This window comes from Spongiivirga sp. MCCC 1A20706, from assembly GCF_046524175.1.
GTDB lineage: Bacteria > Bacteroidota > Bacteroidia > Flavobacteriales > Flavobacteriaceae > Spongiivirga.
The window spans coordinates 813104-831148 of the sequence record NZ_JBEFZF010000001.1 but is presented as its reverse complement, the minus strand read 5'-3'; the positions used below and the strand labels follow the sequence as shown (position 1 = coordinate 831148).

Here is an 18045-nt window from a genome sequence, read left to right as displayed (position 1 = left end):
ATAAAATGTTATTTAAAAGTTAGGGCTTAATTTGTACTCTTCGTAGAATCTATCAAGTACATCAATTACCTCTTCTTCTGTATCTACTAAATGAATAAGATCTAAATCTTTTGCGCTAATATTTTGAAACTGATCTAACAACGTATTTTTCACCCAACCTATTAGATCTTTCCAGAAGTCAGTTCCTACTAAAATAATAGGAAACTTATCTATTTTGTTGGTTTGTATTAAGGTTATCGCTTCAAATAATTCATCTAAAGTGCCAAAACCACCAGGCATGACAACGAAGCCTTGTGAATATTTTACAAACATGACCTTGCGAACAAAGAAATAATCAAAATCGAGGCTTTTATCGCTATCAATATATGGATTGTCATGTTGTTCAAAAGGGAGATCAATGTTTAATCCAACTGAGGTTCCACCACCAATATGGGCACCTTTATTTCCCGCTTCCATAATACCCGGGCCTCCTCCAGTGATTACTCCGTAACCTGCATTTACAATTCTTGTTGCTATATTTTGTGCAAGTTGGTAGTATTTATGATCTGGTTTAGTTCGTGCAGATCCGAAAATAGAAACACAAGGTCCTATCGCACTCATTTTTTCAAATCCATTCACAAATTCACCCATGATCTTAAAGATTGCCCATGAGTCATTTGTTTTCTTTTCGTTCCATCCTTTTGAACGCTGTTCTTTTATCATGTTTGTACTATTGTTAGTTTAACTCTTTTATCAAAAATCTTGCCGTATGGCTTTTATCGTGTTTAGCCACTTGCTCCGGCGTACCTGTTGCAATAACCTCTCCGCCATTTTTCCCTCCTTCATATCCTATATCGATAATGTGATCAACCATTTTAATGACATCTAGATTATGTTCAATAATTAATACGGTGTTGCCTTTGTCTACCAACTCATTCAAAACTGTCATTAATACCCTTATATCTTCAAAATGAAGTCCGGTGGTAGGCTCATCTAATATATAAAATGTATTGCCAGTATCTTTTTTAGAAAGCTCAGTTGCCAATTTGATGCGTTGTGCTTCACCACCGGAAAGTGTAGTAGATTGTTGTCCTAAGGTGATGTAACCAAGTCCAACATCCTGAATGGTTTTTAACTTTCGATATATTTTAGGGATGTGTTCAAAAAAACCGACTGATTCGTTGATAGTCATATTCAATACATCAGAAATTGATTTTCCTTTGTACCGTATTTCCAGTGTTTCCCGATTAAACCGCTTCCCATTACACGTTTCACATTCCACATAAACATCAGGTAAAAAATTCATTTCAATAACCTTTAATCCTCCACCTTCACAAGTTTCACATCGCCCTGTTTTAACATTGAAGCTGAATCTGCCAGGTTTGTAACCACGAATCATCGCCTCTGGCGTTTTAGAAAATAAGGTGCGAATTTCTGAAAACACACCTGTATAGGTGGCCGGGTTGGATCTTGGGGTACGGCCAATTGGAGATTGGTCAATTGCTATTACTTTATCAGTATGCTCTAATCCCTTTATGCTTTTGTATGGCATAGGTTCTTTTACACCATTGAAATAAAAGTTATTTAATATTGGGTAAAGCGTTTCGTTAATTAGTGTCGATTTGCCGCTTCCAGAAACTCCAGTAACGCCAATCATTTTACCAAGCGGAAAGTCAACCGATACATTTTTTAGGTTATTACCAGTGCAACCTTTCAGGCTGATTTTTTTACCGTTGCCTTTTCTTCTTTTTTTAGGGACTTCAATTTCTTTTTCTCCATTGAGATAGGCGGCTGTCAATGTATGATAATCTAATAACTCTTTAGGACTTCCTTCACTAATGATCTCACCACCATGTCGACCTGCAAAGGGGCCAATGTCAATAACATGATCAGCATGAACAATCATGTCTTTATCATGTTCTACCACAATTACAGAGTTTCCGATATCCCGTAGCGAAACTAGCGAGTTTATTAGCTTTTCATTATCGCGTTGATGTAAACCGATACTTGGTTCATCAAGAATGTAGAGAACACCAACTAATTGAGAACCGATTTGGGTTGCCAGACGAATTCGCTGTGCTTCACCGCCAGAAAGTGATTTTGAACTTCTATTTAAAGTAAGATAGTCAAGACCTACATCCAATAAGAAACGGATTCGGGTATTTATTTCTTTAATGACCTCAGATGCAATTTTTTGCTGAGTTGTTGATAAACGGTTGTTTAAATCTTTAAACCACTCAGCCAAGTCAACAATATCCATACTTACTAAGTCATAGATGTTTTTGTTATCAACTTTGAAAAAAAGTGATTCTTTTTTTAAACGTGAGCCGCTACAAGTTTCACATTTAATCTGGTCCATATACGCTTTGGCCCAACGCCTTATCGAGCTTGAGCCGCTCTCATCATATTGACTCTTGATAAAGTTGTTAATACCCTCAAAATCGATATTGTAATCTCGTGTAACCCCTAAAGTCTTTGACTGTACGGAAAACTTTTCGTTTCCACCGTTCATAATAATGTCAATGGCTTCTTCAGGAATTTTTTTAATAGGGTCTGTTAACTTAAACTTGTATCGATCAGCAATTAGTTGAAGTTGCTTGAACATCCAACTTTTTTTATACTCACCTAGTGGAGCAATTCCTCCAGCATTAATAGATATCGATTGGTCAGGCAAAACCTTATGTATATTAACCTTATTCACAACACCAAGACCATTACATACATCGCATGCACCTTTAGGCGAGTTAAATGAAAAGGTATTTGGCTCAGGATTAGGATATGAAATACCGCTGCTGGGACACATCAAGTTCCTGCTGAAAAAACGTGCTTTATTCGTTTCATTATCAATAACCATTAACACATCATTACCATGATACATGGCTGTTTTTATGGTTTCTGTAAGGCGTTTATCATCACTTTCGTTATCAGTAACCTTTAAACGATCGATTACAATTTCAATATCGTGCGTTTTGTAGCGGTCTACCTTCATACCTTTTACAAGGTCAACGATTTCACCGTCTACTCTAACTTTGACAAAGCCTTGTTTTGAAATGTTTTCAAATAATTCTCTATAGTGTCCTTTACGAGAGCGTATAATAGGCGATAAGATGCTTACTTTTTTATACTTAAAGTCCTTAGTTATTAAGTTTTTTATTTGCTCATCACTATAACTAACCATTTTTTCGCCAGTTTGATAGCTATATGCATCTGCACCTCTGGCAAATAACAGTCTCAAAAAATCATAGATTTCAGTAATGGTACCTACGGTAGAACGCGGACTTTTACTGGTGGTTTTTTGTTCAATAGCTATTACTGGACTCAAGCCATCAATTTTGTCTACATCGGGACGCTCTAGTCCACCCAAAAACTGACGTGCATATGCAGAAAAAGTTTCAATATACCGCCTTTGCCCTTCGGCATAAATAGTGTCAAAAGCAAGCGAGGACTTACCACTACCGGATAAACCTGTGATTACAACAAGTTTTTCTCTGGGAATAGTAACATCGATATTTTTAAGATTATGAACTCGAGCTCCTTGTACCTCTATTTGTTCGTCAACCTGATGGGCCATAGCAAAATTCAAAACCCGCAAGGTACAATTTTAGGTTTGAAAAGGGAAGCTTGGTGAATTTAGTTTTTGTTAATTGCTTGTGAAAAGAAATAATGTTTTTTAGCAGAAAATTGATCTGAATTGAGACTACTGTAACTTTTTTATTAAAAGCAATACATATTTATAAATAGCTATTTGTTTACATAAAGCATATAGCTATATTTAACAACATAAATTTTTTTAAAACTACCGAACCGATGGCTGACGATTTTGACTTATTAGAAACTGATTCTTCTTCTGCAAAACAGGAAAAAGTAGATGTGAACTGGGGTAAGGCTATAGACCAAATGAAGTCTAAACTTTCTCAGGAAGATGATCCTGAAATGCGACAAAAAATATTGAATGCAACCTTGGACGATGTTGTCGATATGGCCGAAAAAGACCGTACAACATTGTTAGACGCTATTAAAGACCTAACGGATTATCAAGATGAAGTAGGAATCATTTTTGAAAAATTTTCTACGCTTAATGCCAATGAGCAGAAGGTTATTGATAATGCTCAAAAACGTCTTGAAAAAGCAAAGGTTGAATTGGATGAAGCAGAAGCGGTTAAAGATAACTGGTGGAATAACCTTTGGGGACGAAAAAGTAAGATTAAAAAGCGTGAGGAAGAGTTAAAAGCTGCCCAGAAAGCACGAGAAGATGCTGATATTACTGCGAAGCAGATGTTTCAAGAGCGTATTGAAAAAGCCGATGTTCAGACGTTGCTAAGCGAATTATCATATAAAAGTCAGGCTGCCGTTTCAAGATTGAAAAATCGTGAGGTAGAGATCAAAGAAGTAGAGGAGAAACTTCAAGAAGCAATAGTTGAAGCCAGTAAAAATCATACTAAAGCCTTAGAGAAAAAGAAAGAGGTAGAAGACAAGCTTGAAGAACAATATGCTTTGTTAAAACAAGCCCGTCAAGAATTAGATGAGGTTGCTGATAAGCAATCTACTGAGTATTCTGAGGCGATAGGAAAAGTGACAACACTTGAGCAAAAGGTGGAAGAACTTGAGGGATTGAAGAATGCTTATACAACACTTGCGGCTAGTAAAGATAGTTTTGTTCATAAGCATAACCTTACGATTAAGGTATTAACCTCATTGCGTAGCAATTTGCAAACGCATAGAGCAAAACTTAAAAGTGATACTGATGAGCGTTTAAAATATTACGATGGTTATGTAATTGCTTTAAAAGCAAGAACGGATCAGGAGTTTGCTGCTATTTTAGAACATTTGGGTGTTAAAACCGATGAACATATTGGTGAAACATTGGCTGCAATGCATACTGCCAGTGCGAAAGCACGTCAGGATATGATGGAAAATATTCCGGTACATGAGAAAATGATGAAAGGTATTTACAGCAGTTATGCGGAAGCCTTGCAGGAAATTAGAACGAAGGATGTCGAGATCCAGAAGAATTTTGCTGAACGATATGGTATCGATATGAAAGAGATCTTTGAAGAGTATTATGCGGTAGATCCTACTGCACCTTCTGATAGTGATGGAGAAGGGGGAGATGATCCTGCACCGGCACCTAAACCAGAAGAAGATGATCTTTTAGGATAGTATTATACAACTAGTGTCTGGTCGGGAAAAATCGAGACTTTTCGCAGTGAAATGTTCGACCAGGCTTGTATTTCTTTTAAATTATTAATTATCAACTCTTAATTAAGTTGGAGTAACACTTTATGTCCTTAAATCACATTACAACTGCTTTAGATGCTGCATCTTTAGAAAGTAAAGAACAATATGTTTTTTACCATAAGATGGTAGACTTTGTAATGAAGGAAACAATTGCGGCAGTAAGCAATAATCACTTATGTACAGAGCAGGAAGCTCAATTTTTGAAGCAGTTTTGTGACATTTTATTGTATTCAATTGATGCGATGCGTATTAAATACATGTATGATGAAGAAGACGCTATGAAAATTGACCTTACAGAAAGTGGTTTTCCAAACTATTTAGAATTTCGTTATCTGTACAACGATCTGGCGCTAAAAGAAAATTATTCAGATAGACTAAAAGGTGCTGACAGCCTTAAAAAATCTTTCCTTAATAGATTACTGAAGGAGAAGAAACATATCAACCCAAGCCAATTATACCAAGCCGCTTCGGTAGTGTATTATACCAAAGTACAACAGCGTTTTATTTTTAACCGATTTGTTCAGGGTAAAATAGTACCTTCTGAAATTGCGCAAGACCCCGGTATGGTAGTAAGTTGGAGTTTCTACGATGTATCATTAAATCGTCCTTTTATTTGCTTCATGTATTTTGATGTAGATGCGAAAAACAAAGAAGGCCTTAAGGAAGAAATATATGAAGTGTTATCGAATGCAGCAGATAGAAAAATGGATTTAGATACTATGGCATATGCGATTGATAAGAAGTTGCCTAAAGTATATCCGTATAAGGTTAGGCGAATAGATCTTGGACCCTTACATAATGTTTTTGCTAAAGATGTGCATGAGATTACGCATGCTGTTTTAGAGGGGTTAATTGACAAAACAATTCCACTCGAAGCATATGCACTCAGTCTAACCATTGATGAAATTGAATCAGAGGATATTTTTCAAGAAGGTGGTTTTTTTAAAAAGCAAACCATTCAACGTTGGGGAGAAGTAAAGAACAAAAAGTACTTATTGGCCCCCCATCGGGTAATTCAATTATTATATGCACAGGTACCGGAGCTTATCGATAAATTAGAACAAGCTCCAATACATTTAGCGGATTTTCCGCGAATAAATTAAATAAAAGTTAATGGAACACAATACTACTTTTCCTATAAAACAATCTGAGCTTGACGTACTTCGTGATGAAGCTTCTTCATACATAAAAAGTGTGCAGTGGGAGCAAGGTAATCGAGCAAGAAATAAAGAAAAGGATAAGAAAGATGATAATATACTACTGTACCTTTCAAGAGCGAAAGGGAATGGTGGCAGTGATGTCACTTCAGTTTCTAAAACTATTTTAGCACTTAAAAAAAGATTGCTGGCTGACTCGGTAGCGATTCCGCTTAAATTAAATGAAACCTTATACCAATTACAAGAAGGTATTGGGTTGGGTATTTGGATTAAGGATAATTATTACGACTCTTCGGGATTATCTGGTCTGGTTGAACGAAAAGCATCATTAGATAATGCAGGTCGACGTGAATACGAGTCGAAAATGCAAACCGCCACAGCTTTTATGCTATTCGCAATGTCATATTATATAATCGATAGACTACATGGCGCAGCCTCCGATGATTTGGGAATTATCAAAAATAAGTTTGCTGGCATTCCTGAGGTTTCATTGGCATCACCACTTAAAGGTATTTCATGTGTTCTTTATTACTATGATAAATATCTAAGCCATCCTGAGATGATTACATCCGAAAAAGATGTAGTTGATTTCACAATGGTTTTTTTCGAAGCATTAATTGATGAAATACAACTTCGCAAAGGTTCATTAGAATATACAGAGACCATAACTGATCGCACGTATAAACTTGAAAAAAGTGAGTTTGCTGTTTCAGGTTGGGATAATGTTTTTATTGGGGCAGCAAGCAGTGTTGAGTTCAATAGAGTACAGTTCGAAGACATAGTAGGGAATCGAGATGCAAAGCACTTTGCGAGACGATTAACTGAACGAATGTTAAGTTATGATTTTGTAGCGAAGAAAAACCCTTTTCAAGAATTAGGTGGGTTCATGCCTGTATTTATGGGATACGGTATTCCTGGTACCGGTAAAAGTATGCTTATCGCTGCCATTGCCACCAGGTTGAAAGATTATTGTGAGCAATTAGATATGCCCTTTTTGTTTCATCCAATGCCAGACACACTAATTTCAACATTTCAAGGAGGTTCAGCTGAAAAAATGGTAGAATGGATGAAACCGCTTCAAGATCCTTCAAAAATAATTTTTGCACCCATTGATGATGCTGAAAACAATCTTCAAGAACGCACGCAACAGGGAGTTTCTGCTGGTGTTAAAGAAGTTATTGGAGTATTCCTTCGTTACACTGAAGGGGCCTATGCGGTTAATTACGGGAACAGTTCAATTGGGTTATTCACCAATTTACCTGAGCAGTTAGACAAAGCAGTAATTTCTAGGATTCAGGGACGATTTAAAATCGATGGCGCACAAACACCAATTGATTTCTTAGATCAAGATTATTTATGGTGGAGGAAATTAGATAAAACCATGCCAGACTTTGTAAATATGACAAGCCCAAATTATGAGTACTTAAGTAAACAAGGCTTAGCAAAAAATATGGGAGAAATTTTAGATAAAGCCGAAAAACCGACGGAAGCGCGGGTGTTGGCAATCTATGATGAAGTTGCGGCTAGATTTAAAGCATCAGAGCACGATTTCTTTGCGCATTTGTATAAGGAAATACAAAAGTCTTTTCCATTTTTCTCATCCAGAGATGTTCGAAACATACAAAGTGCTATTTCGCTTCGTTTGACAGATTTTGATTTGGAAGATGATTGGTTTGAAGATCCTGAAGTATATTTCAAAAAGGATTACACGACCAAGTTTAACATGCTACAAGAACTTATGCGTGCTAATATGAAAGGACTTGATTTTTCAGAGATTCGCAGGCAAGAAGTGGTGCGCTATTTGGACAATATGGCTACCATAGCAGATACTGATTTTAAGCGAAAGGTAGAACAGCGAGTGGGGCAAATGAAGGTAAATTTAGAAGCGCAAAAACAGTTTGATAGTTAGTCTCATGCTACGGCAATGATTTTAAGATGAAAAAATGAAAAAATTAATAGAAGCCAATTTATATCATAGTGAGTTAGTACCTATCGGTGGTGCATTGGTTTCTCGTTATAATCAATGTTTAAAGCGATTAGGTTTCAAACCTACCAAATTAGAAAGTTTTCAGATAGATGGCATTGGTTGGAGTCCTGAAATTGCCGAAGAACAAGGAGATATAAGCTATTTAAATAATGGAGATGCTAACCCTCATGCCATTATTGTTTCGCCGCAGCAGCGAGGTAAACCTGTGTATTATCCTTTCCATACGTTTGATCGTAACATTATGAAAATGGTGTTTAAAACCTATGGAATACATATAAGCGATATCACTCGGGATGGTGCACTTTGTGTAGATCTTGATCAAGATATAGATGCATTTTACGAACCTTTAGACGTGCTTAAGTACAAAGAGATTACTGTTGGTTTTCGAATTTTAAATAACCTTGATAGAGCACAAAAAGAGCAAGAGCAGTTAATTGAGACGTTCAATAAAGGAAACAATTTTATTGACGAGTCCCTACATATGAAGATTCTGGCGTCTTCTAGAAAATATGGAGATTTGCGAGGTAGAAAACTACAATTATCACCTTTAACCTACACATCGGGTTCATTTTTTACCAGAGCTTTTGGTGGCGTTTTTGTTTTGCGTGATTTTATTACACCAATCGTAGTATTTAAAGATAAAAAGCAATACAATAAGGCAATAAAAGATTCTTTTCATGATGTTTTAATTTACCATATCAAGCAACCGGAATTAATTGAAAAACTCAGAGAACATGTTATCGTAATTTACGATTTAGAAGAATCAGTAAAGACAAAACGTTATGATCGTATTAAAAAGTTTTTGTTTTATGAGGTGTTAAAGGATGTTGATGAAAAAACACATCCGGTATATGATATCTTGAAGGACAAAATGCTCTTTAGAAGCTACTTCAATCGTATTGAAAGCAAGAATAGAACTAGAATCGCTAGCGTGGAGCGGTACGTTGAAAAATTAGAAATTAGCAATGAACTGAAGATTGATACATTTGTCGATAAAGATTTTTTTCATGCACTTCATAGGCCTCACTCTTCTTTAACGGGAGAGCATCAAGATCTTATTTGGATGTTGCTTGCTGAAGTTTCCGGAAAAGATCCCTTACATTTATATTGGTATCAAAAAGAACGTTTTTATCAGGAATACCAACAATGGGATAATTCATTTAGAGAGTGGGTGATAGACATAATTAAACAAAACATTTAAAACGAGGGTATGACATTAGAAGTAATCATTTTTACAGCAGCTATTTTGGTGGGTATCTTATTGTATTGGCGAGAATCGCAGGGTAATAAACTATATCGTTTTATCAATAAGATTGCTTATTCAAAAGAGTTGCAAATGTCTGAAAATGATCCTAAAGGGTTTGTTTATCAGCAGCGTTTTTTGCTCCGGTTGGTGTACATCGTACTATTTTATTTAGTGACAATTGGACTAGTAACTTTTGTAATTCCTTTTGGTTTGGCAACGGTTCAAATTTTTGCTGCTTGTGTAGTAGGTACCGTAGTAGGGACCTATGTTGCGTCAGCTTTTTTCTTTGCTGATGAAAAGATTGATGCTAATAAATCGATCGCTGTTGACTTTGTTGAAGAAAAAATAGAGCAGGGGAAAGAATTCATTGAAGAATTAACAGAGGGAGATCCTATTCAAGAAGTACCAAAAATTGAAGAGAAGCCGGAACCTGTTAAAAAGGAAAAGAGCGCCAGAGATCGATTAAAAGATAAAGGGTACTTGAAATAAATAATGCGCATACTGTCTTTTCGTCATTCTAAAGTCCTCTCCGTTCGGCAGGGGGCAGAATCCGATCCAATCTCCTTAATAAGAGCCTGAATCAAAATTGGGTTGAAGAAGTTGTCTAATTACTGAACATCACCGCCGTTAAAACCATCGTCATTAAAAAAAAATTAAACTAAATTGCACCAACAAAATAAACCCATATGAGTAAAGCACCTTTTATAGACTCCTTGTCATTGCCTGCTATGGCTGCACCAATGTTTTTAATTTCCGGACCTCAGTTAGTAATTGAGTGTTGTAAAAACGGTATAGTCGGTACATTTCCTGCTTTAAATCAAAGAACTACTGAGGGCTTTGAAGAATGGGTCATTGAAATAAAAGAGGCTTTAGCGGCTTTTGAGTCTGAAACGGGTAAAAAAGCTGCGCCTTTTGGTGTTAATTTAATTGTTCATGATACGAATCCCCGTTTAATGGCCGATTTACAAATTTGTATCAAGCACCAAGTACCATTAATTATAACTTCTCTAGGAGCCGTTTCTCAACTGGTTGAAGCTGTTCACAGTTATGGCGGATTGGTTTTTCATGATGTTATTAAAAAACGTCATGCACAAAAAGCAGCTCAAGCAGGAGTTGATGGTTTAATATTGGTTGCTGCGGGAGCAGGAGGACATGCAGGTACTATTAACCCAATTTCTTTGGTGTCTGAAGTGAAAAAGTTTTTCGACAAAACTATTTTGTTGTCTGGTTGTATAAGTACAGGTCGTGACATTGCATCGGCAATGCAAATGGGCGCAGATATTGCCTACATGGGAACTCGCTTTATTAATACGAAAGAGAGTAAGGCACCTGAAGAATATAGGCAAATGATTGTTGATGCGGGCGCTAGTGATATTGTATATACTGCAGCTATTTCAGGAGTACATGCGAATTTTTTGGGTCCAAGTTTAAATGCAATGGGTATCACTGAAGATCAACTAAAATCATCTAAAAAAGTAGATTTTGGTAAAGAATTGGATAGTGAAGCTAAAGCATGGAAAACAATTTGGTCGGCAGGACAAGGTGTTACATCAATCGATGATAGTCCTTCAACGAAAGAGTTAATAGAAAGGCTCAAAAATGAATTTAAAGATGCCATTACCCAACAATCAAAATTGCTGGAAAAATATGCGTAGTAATCATTTCATTTTACTGCTGTTAGTAGGATTCTTGTTGCTAATTGGCTGTGACAATAAATCGTCAAAAACAGTTAAGTTAGCGGAGACCGATATATCTACTGAGGAGACACCAGAAAATATATCAACAGTGGCACATTATATTTGCTCAAAGGCGTGTGGAGCAAAAGGGGCAGATGGTCCTGGCAGCTGTAAAATATGTGGTGCAGAGCTTGCACATAATCAGGCGTTTCACAATAAAGATGCAGACAACAACACACCGAAAATAGAAAACCCTTCCGCTGTACCACTACCTTCAATTAGTAATGCATCAGCTAAAAACGCCAAAGGCGAATATCATTACAAGTGTCCAAGTGGTCATGAAAAAGGAGGTGCCGGTGCTGCCGGAGCCTGCTCGGTATGCGGGGTTGCCTTAGTGCACAACCAGGCGTTTCATAATTAAAGACATTATAACCAACTTAAATTCAGGTTTAAAATATTGTTACAGCACTGATAAGGACTTGATAGACATCCTAGCATAAGTACTAATCAAGGTATAATTGGCCTCTGTGTGGTTTAAGATCGTTTCGTAACGCTGGCACATGTTTTTCCATCGTCACTAGCCAAACTTCAGCCTTAAAGTCAGAGATAGCTTGTACTTTTAACAAATGATATTCAATCTTTTTTTGGTCTAGATAGGTTTTTAAGTGTATTTCGTGGTGGTTAGCGGTTTGTAAGGCAGCCGGACCACGAAAATCCCATATCATTTTGATCTTTTTCTTTTTCAACTTTAATTTGACTTATCTTAAATTCTTTGTAAATGTAGTGATATCTGTAATAGCTTAATTTTTTTTGCGTTAGACATAGGTGTTGCAAACATTGGTAATATTGTTATTTTTGCGGCTATCCGTATTTAAACTACAAATTCTTTTTTTGACTAAAATAATAGGCCATATAAAAGTTCTTAAAAATCTACTTGTTGTGTTGAGTATTGCTTTTATTTTTAAAGGCTGTGATTTATTCAGGCCAAAACAGGAAAAAGAGGCAATAGCGCGAGTTGGGGAGTCTTTTTTATACAAAGAAGATATCGAACGTTTGTTAAATAACAATATTTCTAAACAAGACAGTGCAGTTGTAGTTTCCAACTTTATAAATAATTGGGCCACACAGCAATTGTTATATCAAAATGCGTTGATCAATATCTCTGAAGAACGCCAACAAGACTTAAATGCTTTGGTTGATGAATATAAAAATGATCTTTTTGCCAAAGTTTATAAGGAAGCGGTGGTGAAAAAGAATATTGATACGACGGTCATCTCCAGCGATCTCTCGAGATATTACGAAGCCAATAAGGAAAACTTTAAATTAAACGAAGAGCTATTAAAACTTCGATATATTCACTTGGGGTTAGATAATTCTAATCTTGACGAAGTAAAAGATCATTTTCGTTCTTTCGAGAAAGAAGATCAAAAGTTACTTGATTCAATATCATTACAATTTAATGCTTTTTCCTTAAACGATTCTATATGGGTAAAAGCAGCTCAGGTATATAGTAGAATACCCAAAATGTCCGATAGAGAACGGACTAAATACTTAAAAAAATCACAATTCTTTGAGCTTAAAGATTCCTTAGGGGTATATTTGATTTACATTAAAGATATGCTCCAAAGAAATCAAACTGCTCCCCTAGAATATGTCAAACCGACCATCAAACAAATCATACTTAACAAGCGAAAGTTAGAGTATATAAGAAATTTTGAAAAGGAAATATTGACAGATGCTACAAAAAATAAAAAGTTTGAAACGTATTAATATGATGAAGAAAAGTGTATTTGCATTCGCTTTATTGATGACAGTGGGTTTAGCAAAAGCGCAAGATGAGGCAGTTGCGATAGTAAACGATTCGGTAAGCAAAACTGCAGTTACGAAGGATACGGTGAAGATACCCTTTAAGCGAGTAAAATTAGATGGTGTTTCTTCCGTAGTTGGGGACTATGTTATTTTAGAATCAGATATCGACAAAACCCTTTTCGATTTAAAACGTCAAGGTATTGACACCAAAAAGCTTACACGCTGCGAATTACTGGGGAAACTAATGGAAGATAAGTTGTATGCACACCATGCGGTTCAAGATAGTGTGGTAGTTAGCGATGCGGAAATTAATGACTATGTCGATCGGGTGATTCAATATTTTGTTCAGGAAATGGGAGACATGGATAAGGTGCTGAAATTTTACCGTAAGGACAATGAAGCAAGCTTTAGAAAGCAGTTATTCGATATTAATAAAGAGCAAAAGCTTTCTCAAAAAATGCAAGAAACCATTACTGAAGAGGTAGAAATCACTCCAGAGGAAGTACGTACTTTTTTTAAAGAAATTCCTGTCGATGAAAAACCAAAATTTGGTGCTGAACTTGAGATCGCTCAAATCGTTATAGAACCTAATATTCCGAAAGAAGTCGAAGATGCTGTGGTCAACAGATTGAAAAAAATGAGAAAGGAAATCGTTGAAGACGGAGTTCCTTTTAGAACGCAAGCGATTTTATATAGCCAAGATCCAGGTTCAAGCTCAAAAGGAGGCTACTACCCATTGACTAAACAAACACCATTTGCAAAAGAATTGAAGGATATGGCCTACAGCTTAGAAGAAGGTCAGGTGTCTGAACCTTTTAAAACTGACTTTGGTTGGCATTTGGTAACGGTTGATAAGATACGCGGGCAAGAACTTGATATCAGACATTTGCTATTAATTCCAGAAGCGCCTAAAGCGGAGATCCAAAAAGCAAAAGCACGCATGGATAGTATTCGTACAGCTATTATGAAAAATGAGATCACATTTTCTGATGCAGCTTTAAAATACTCTCAAGAAAAAGAAACCCGTCAAAATGGAGGTAAACTTATCAATCCTGCAACTTTTGATACGAAGTTTGAGCTTACCAAAATGGAACCGACCTTGTATCAACAAATACAGAATTTAACTGATGATGAACTATCGTTGCCTTTAATAGATGAAAGTCAACCTGGCCAGAAGAAATTTAAAATATTAAAAATTACCAATAGAATAGAAGCTCATGAGGCCGACTATTCGAGAGATTACATAAAAATTAAAGAATTAGCACTCAAACAAAAGCAACTTAATGTTGTTAGAAAATGGATGCGGGAAAAAATAGAAGATACATATATTAACGTGAGCAATGATTACTCGGGCTGTAATTTTGCAAACAACTGGTTAAAACAATAACTGCATGTCCGATGTTGCCGCTGTCAACCTGCTGGTTGAAAAACATAAAGCGTTAAAAAATGAAATAGCCAAGATCATCATTGGCCAAGAAACAGTCATAGAACAGATTTTGCTATCCGTCTTTTCTGGTGGCCATGCTTTGCTTATTGGGGTGCCTGGTTTGGCAAAAACCTTAATGGTGAATACTATCGCTCAAGCATTGGGCCTTAATTTTAAACGGATACAGTTCACACCTGATTTAATGCCCAGCGATATTTTGGGTAGTGAAATATTAGACCAAAACAGGGAATTTAAGTTTATCAAAGGACCAGTATTTTCCAATATTATTTTGGCAGACGAGATAAACCGTACACCACCAAAAACACAAGCAGCCTTATTAGAAGCAATGCAAGAACGTGCAGTTACTGTTGCCGGGCATCATTATCAATTAGATCTTCCTTATTTTGTATTAGCGACACAAAACCCAATTGAGCAAGAAGGTACGTATCCATTACCAGAAGCACAACTAGACCGCTTTATGTTTGCTATCGAGTTAACATATCCTTCTTTTGAAGAAGAAGTTAATGTTGTTAAAACCACTACAAGTGATGAAACTGCTACTGTTCGACCTTTATTTAACGCACAAGAGATTATCGATATTCAACATCTAATTCGACGTATTCCAGTTGCAGATAATGTGGTAGAATACGCGGTGGAGATAGTCTCTAAAACAAGACCTAACGGAGATAAAGCTACTGATTTGGTTAAACAATATGTTGATTGGGGAGCAGGACCAAGAGCCTCTCAAAATCTGATACTCGCTGCAAAATCGCATGCTGCGATCAACGGCAAGTTCTCCCCTGATATGGAAGATGTTCGTGCAGTTGCGATGGGAATTTTACGTCATCGTATTATTAAAAATTATAAGGCCGAGGCCGAGGGCATAACAGAGGAACAGATCATTACTAGTTTGTTTTAATACTTTTTTGCTGCTAAGAAAGAAACCTTGTAATAACCTAAAGAGTCTAGTACTTAAAACGGGCATCGCTACTATTTTTTATTCATTTTTTGAGCTATATACGATAACGATTTCGTATTGTCTTGTTGTTTGATTTGATCAGGCTCAGAAAAATAGTATCAACTTATCAATTTTCAATACCGATTTTTGCTGTTTTACTAACAAAATCTTAGAATAACTTCTTATTATTTATAATTGATTAAATGATATGCTTCTTAGTTGAATATCTTTTAAAAGACTACCGCATTTCGTAAATTTGAACCACTTTATAAACCAATAAACAAATATTTATGGCATTTGATATTGATATGATCAAGAAGGTTTATGCTAATATGGCAGAACGCGTAGATACAGCCCGTGAGCTAGTAGGTAAACCCTTGACACTTTCAGAAAAGATTTTATACTCTCACTTATGGGAAGGTAAGCCCACAGAATCTTTTACTAGAGGTAAGGACTATGTGGATTTTGCGCCAGATCGTATCGCTTGTCAAGATGCTACCGCACAGATGGCTTTATTGCAATTTATGCAAGCCGGTAAAGATAAAGTTGCTGTACCAACCACTGTGCATTGTGATCACCTTATACAAGCAAAGGAAGGAGCAGAAAAAGATCTTAAAAATGCAAATGACGTTTCTAGCGAAGTTTTTAACTTTTTAGAGTCGGTTTCAAATAAATATGGTATTGGTTTCTGGAAACCGGGAGCTGGTATTATTCACCAAGTTGTACTTGAAAATTATGCGTTCCCAGGAGGAATGATGATAGGTACTGATTCGCATACTGTAAATGCTGGTGGACTTGGAATGGTTGCTATTGGAGTTGGTGGTGCTGATGCAGTAGATGTAATGGCAGGAATGGCATGGGAACTTAAGTTTCCAAAGTTGATCGGTGTAAAATTAACTGGTAAGCTTTCTGGTTGGACGGCACCAAAAGATGTTATTTTGAAAGTAGCTGAAATTCTAACTGTAAAAGGAGGAACAGGCGCTATTGTTGAGTATTTCGGCCCTGGGGCTACTGCAATGTCTTGTACCGGAAAAGGGACAATATGTAATATGGGTGCTGAAATAGGTGCTACAACGTCTACCTTTGGTTATGATGAATCAATGGAACGTTACTTACGTGCTACAGAGCGGGCTGATGTTGCAGATGCAGCGAATGAAGTAAAAGAATATTTAACAGCTGATGCTGAAGTATACGAAAACCCTGAGCAATATTTTGATCAAGTAATTGAAATCAATTTATCGGAACTAGGACCATTATTAAACGGACCTTTTACTCCAGATCTTTCTACGGAAGTCGGTAGCGATATGACCGAAAAGGCAACTGCTAATGAGTGGCCACTAGATGTTGAATGGGGATTAATAGGTTCTTGCACCAACTCCTCATACGAAGATTTGTCAAGAGCATCTTCAATAGCGCAGCAGGCGCTGGATAAAGGTCTTAAAATGAAATCGGAGCTAGGAATTAATCCTGGATCTGAGCAGGTGCGTTATACAGCGGAAAGAGATGGTATTCTCGATGTGTTTGAAAAATTAGATGCTAAGATTTTTACGAATGCCTGTGGACCATGCATTGGTCAATGGGCGCGTTACAGCGATCCTAAAAATGCACCTAAAAACAGTATTGTACACTCGTTTAACCGAAACTTTGCTAAACGTGCAGACGGTAATCCTAATACGCATGCTTTTGTTGCTTCACCTGAGTTAACAGCTGCTATTGCGATTTCTGGACGTCTTGATTTTAATCCAATTACTGATACCTTAATTAATGAAGATGGTCAAGAAGTGAAGTTCGATGAACCGACAGGGTGGGAATTACCACCAAAAGGATTCGACGTAAAAGATAATGGATATTTAGCTCCGGTTGAAGATGGTAGTGGAGTAGAAGTGGTAGTAAGTCCGACATCAGAAAGACTTCAATTACTTACACCGTTTGTTCCAATCAAAAATGAAGATATGCAGGGTATGAAGTTACTTATCAAAGCATTTGGTAAGTGTACTACAGATCATATCTCAATGGCAGGACCTTGGTTGCGTTTCCGTGGTCACCTTGATAATATATCTAATAACTGTTTGATTGGTGCTGTTAATGCATACAACAAGAAAACAAATTTTGTTAAGAATCAACTTTCTGGTGAATACGGAGGCGTTCCAGACACGCAACGAGCGTATAAAGCTAAAGGAATATACACTGTGGTGATCGGAGATCATAACTACGGTGAAGGATCATCGCGTGAGCATGCGGCGATGGAACCTCGCCATCTTGGTGTAGCTGCTGTCATTGTTAAATCGTTTGCTCGAATTCACGAAACAAATTTGAAGAAACAAGGTATGCTAGGTTTAACTTTTGCTAATGAAGCAGATTACGATCTGATTCAGGAAGACGATACGTTCAACTTCGTTGATATTGCTGATTTTGCTCCTGGGAAACCACTAACAGTTGAGGTTGTGCATGCTGACGGAAGTAAAGATACTATCAAAGTAAATCACACATACAATGAATCACAAATTGAGTGGTTCCGTGAAGGAAGTGCTTTAAACCTAATTAAAAAGGAAAACGCAGTATAGTTTTA

14 protein-coding genes are annotated in these 18045 nt (G+C 36.7%); 11 read left to right on the top strand and 3 right to left on the bottom strand.

Features of this window, described 5'->3' with window-relative positions:
• Positions 1–12: 12 nt before the first annotated feature.
• Together ABN763_RS03825 and uvrA are read right to left on the bottom strand one after the other, a co-directional pair.
• Complete coding sequence (locus ABN763_RS03825; RefSeq protein ID WP_410484094.1) at positions 13–702, bottom strand: TIGR00730 family Rossman fold protein; 690 nt, start codon at positions 700–702, stop codon at positions 13–15.
• 13 nt (positions 703–715) lie between these two features.
• Positions 716–3550: an excinuclease ABC subunit UvrA gene (gene uvrA / locus ABN763_RS03820; protein WP_410484093.1), complete on the bottom strand. Its 2835-nt coding sequence runs from the start codon at positions 3548–3550 to the stop codon at positions 716–718.
• Between the two features lie 236 nt (positions 3551–3786).
• Between uvrA and ABN763_RS03815 the strand changes: the two genes are divergently transcribed.
• The 7 genes from ABN763_RS03815 to ABN763_RS03785 all read left to right on the top strand — a co-directional run bounded on the left by ABN763_RS03815 (position 3787) and on the right by ABN763_RS03785 (position 11704).
• Complete coding sequence (locus ABN763_RS03815; protein ID WP_410484092.1) at positions 3787–5139, top strand: microtubule-binding protein; 1353 nt, start codon at positions 3787–3789, stop codon at positions 5137–5139.
• Between the two features lie 122 nt (positions 5140–5261).
• A complete protein-coding gene (locus ABN763_RS03810) occupies positions 5262–6320 on the top strand; it encodes a hypothetical protein (protein WP_410484091.1) in 1059 nt (352 codons plus the stop codon).
• Positions 6321–6330: 10 nt separating this feature from the next.
• Complete coding sequence (locus ABN763_RS03805) at positions 6331–8283, top strand: AAA family ATPase (protein WP_410484090.1); 1953 nt, start codon at positions 6331–6333, stop codon at positions 8281–8283.
• Positions 8284–8317: 34 nt separating this feature from the next.
• Positions 8318–9562: a DUF6638 family protein gene (locus tag ABN763_RS03800; RefSeq protein WP_410484089.1), complete on the top strand. Its 1245-nt coding sequence runs from the start codon at positions 8318–8320 to the stop codon at positions 9560–9562.
• Between the two features lie 9 nt (positions 9563–9571).
• On the top strand, positions 9572–10096 hold the full coding sequence (locus ABN763_RS03795; protein ID WP_410484088.1) for a hypothetical protein: 525 nt from the start codon (positions 9572–9574) through the stop codon (positions 10094–10096).
• A gap of 197 nt (positions 10097–10293) precedes the next feature.
• Positions 10294–11262, top strand: a complete 969-nt coding sequence (locus ABN763_RS03790) for an NAD(P)H-dependent flavin oxidoreductase (protein WP_410484087.1) — start codon at positions 10294–10296, stop codon at positions 11260–11262.
• Complete coding sequence (locus ABN763_RS03785) at positions 11255–11704, top strand: hypothetical protein (RefSeq protein WP_410484086.1); 450 nt, start codon at positions 11255–11257, stop codon at positions 11702–11704. The genes ABN763_RS03790 and ABN763_RS03785 overlap by 8 nt, the downstream gene beginning before the upstream one ends.
• An 82-nt stretch (positions 11705–11786) precedes the next feature.
• Here the strand turns inward: ABN763_RS03785 and ABN763_RS03780 are convergent, their stop codons facing one another.
• Positions 11787–12008 (bottom strand): hypothetical protein, encoded by a 222-nt coding sequence (locus ABN763_RS03780; protein ID WP_410484085.1) that lies wholly within the window; start codon positions 12006–12008, stop codon positions 11787–11789.
• Positions 12009–12174: 166 nt separating this feature from the next.
• Here ABN763_RS03780 and ABN763_RS03775 point away from each other — a divergent pair, with 166 nt between their 5' ends.
• The 4 genes from ABN763_RS03775 to ABN763_RS03760 all read left to right on the top strand — a co-directional run bounded on the left by ABN763_RS03775 (position 12175) and on the right by ABN763_RS03760 (position 18040).
• The gene (locus ABN763_RS03775; protein ID WP_410484084.1) at positions 12175–13053 is read left to right on the top strand and encodes a peptidyl-prolyl cis-trans isomerase; all 879 of its coding nucleotides are present in this window, start codon (positions 12175–12177) and stop codon (positions 13051–13053) included.
• Positions 13040–14479 carry a peptidylprolyl isomerase gene (locus ABN763_RS03770; RefSeq protein WP_410484083.1) on the top strand — a complete coding sequence of 480 codons (1440 nt, stop codon included), beginning with the start codon at positions 13040–13042 and terminating at the stop codon, positions 14477–14479. Before ABN763_RS03775 ends, ABN763_RS03770 begins: the two co-directional genes overlap by 14 nt.
• Before the next feature lie 4 nt (positions 14480–14483).
• Positions 14484–15437 carry an AAA family ATPase gene (locus ABN763_RS03765; protein ID WP_410484082.1) on the top strand — a complete coding sequence of 318 codons (954 nt, stop codon included), beginning with the start codon at positions 14484–14486 and terminating at the stop codon, positions 15435–15437.
• 329 nt (positions 15438–15766) lie between these two features.
• Entirely contained in the window at positions 15767–18040 is a 2274-nt protein-coding gene (locus tag ABN763_RS03760) for an aconitate hydratase (protein ID WP_410484081.1), read from the top strand.
• Positions 18041–18045: the final 5 nt, after the last annotated feature.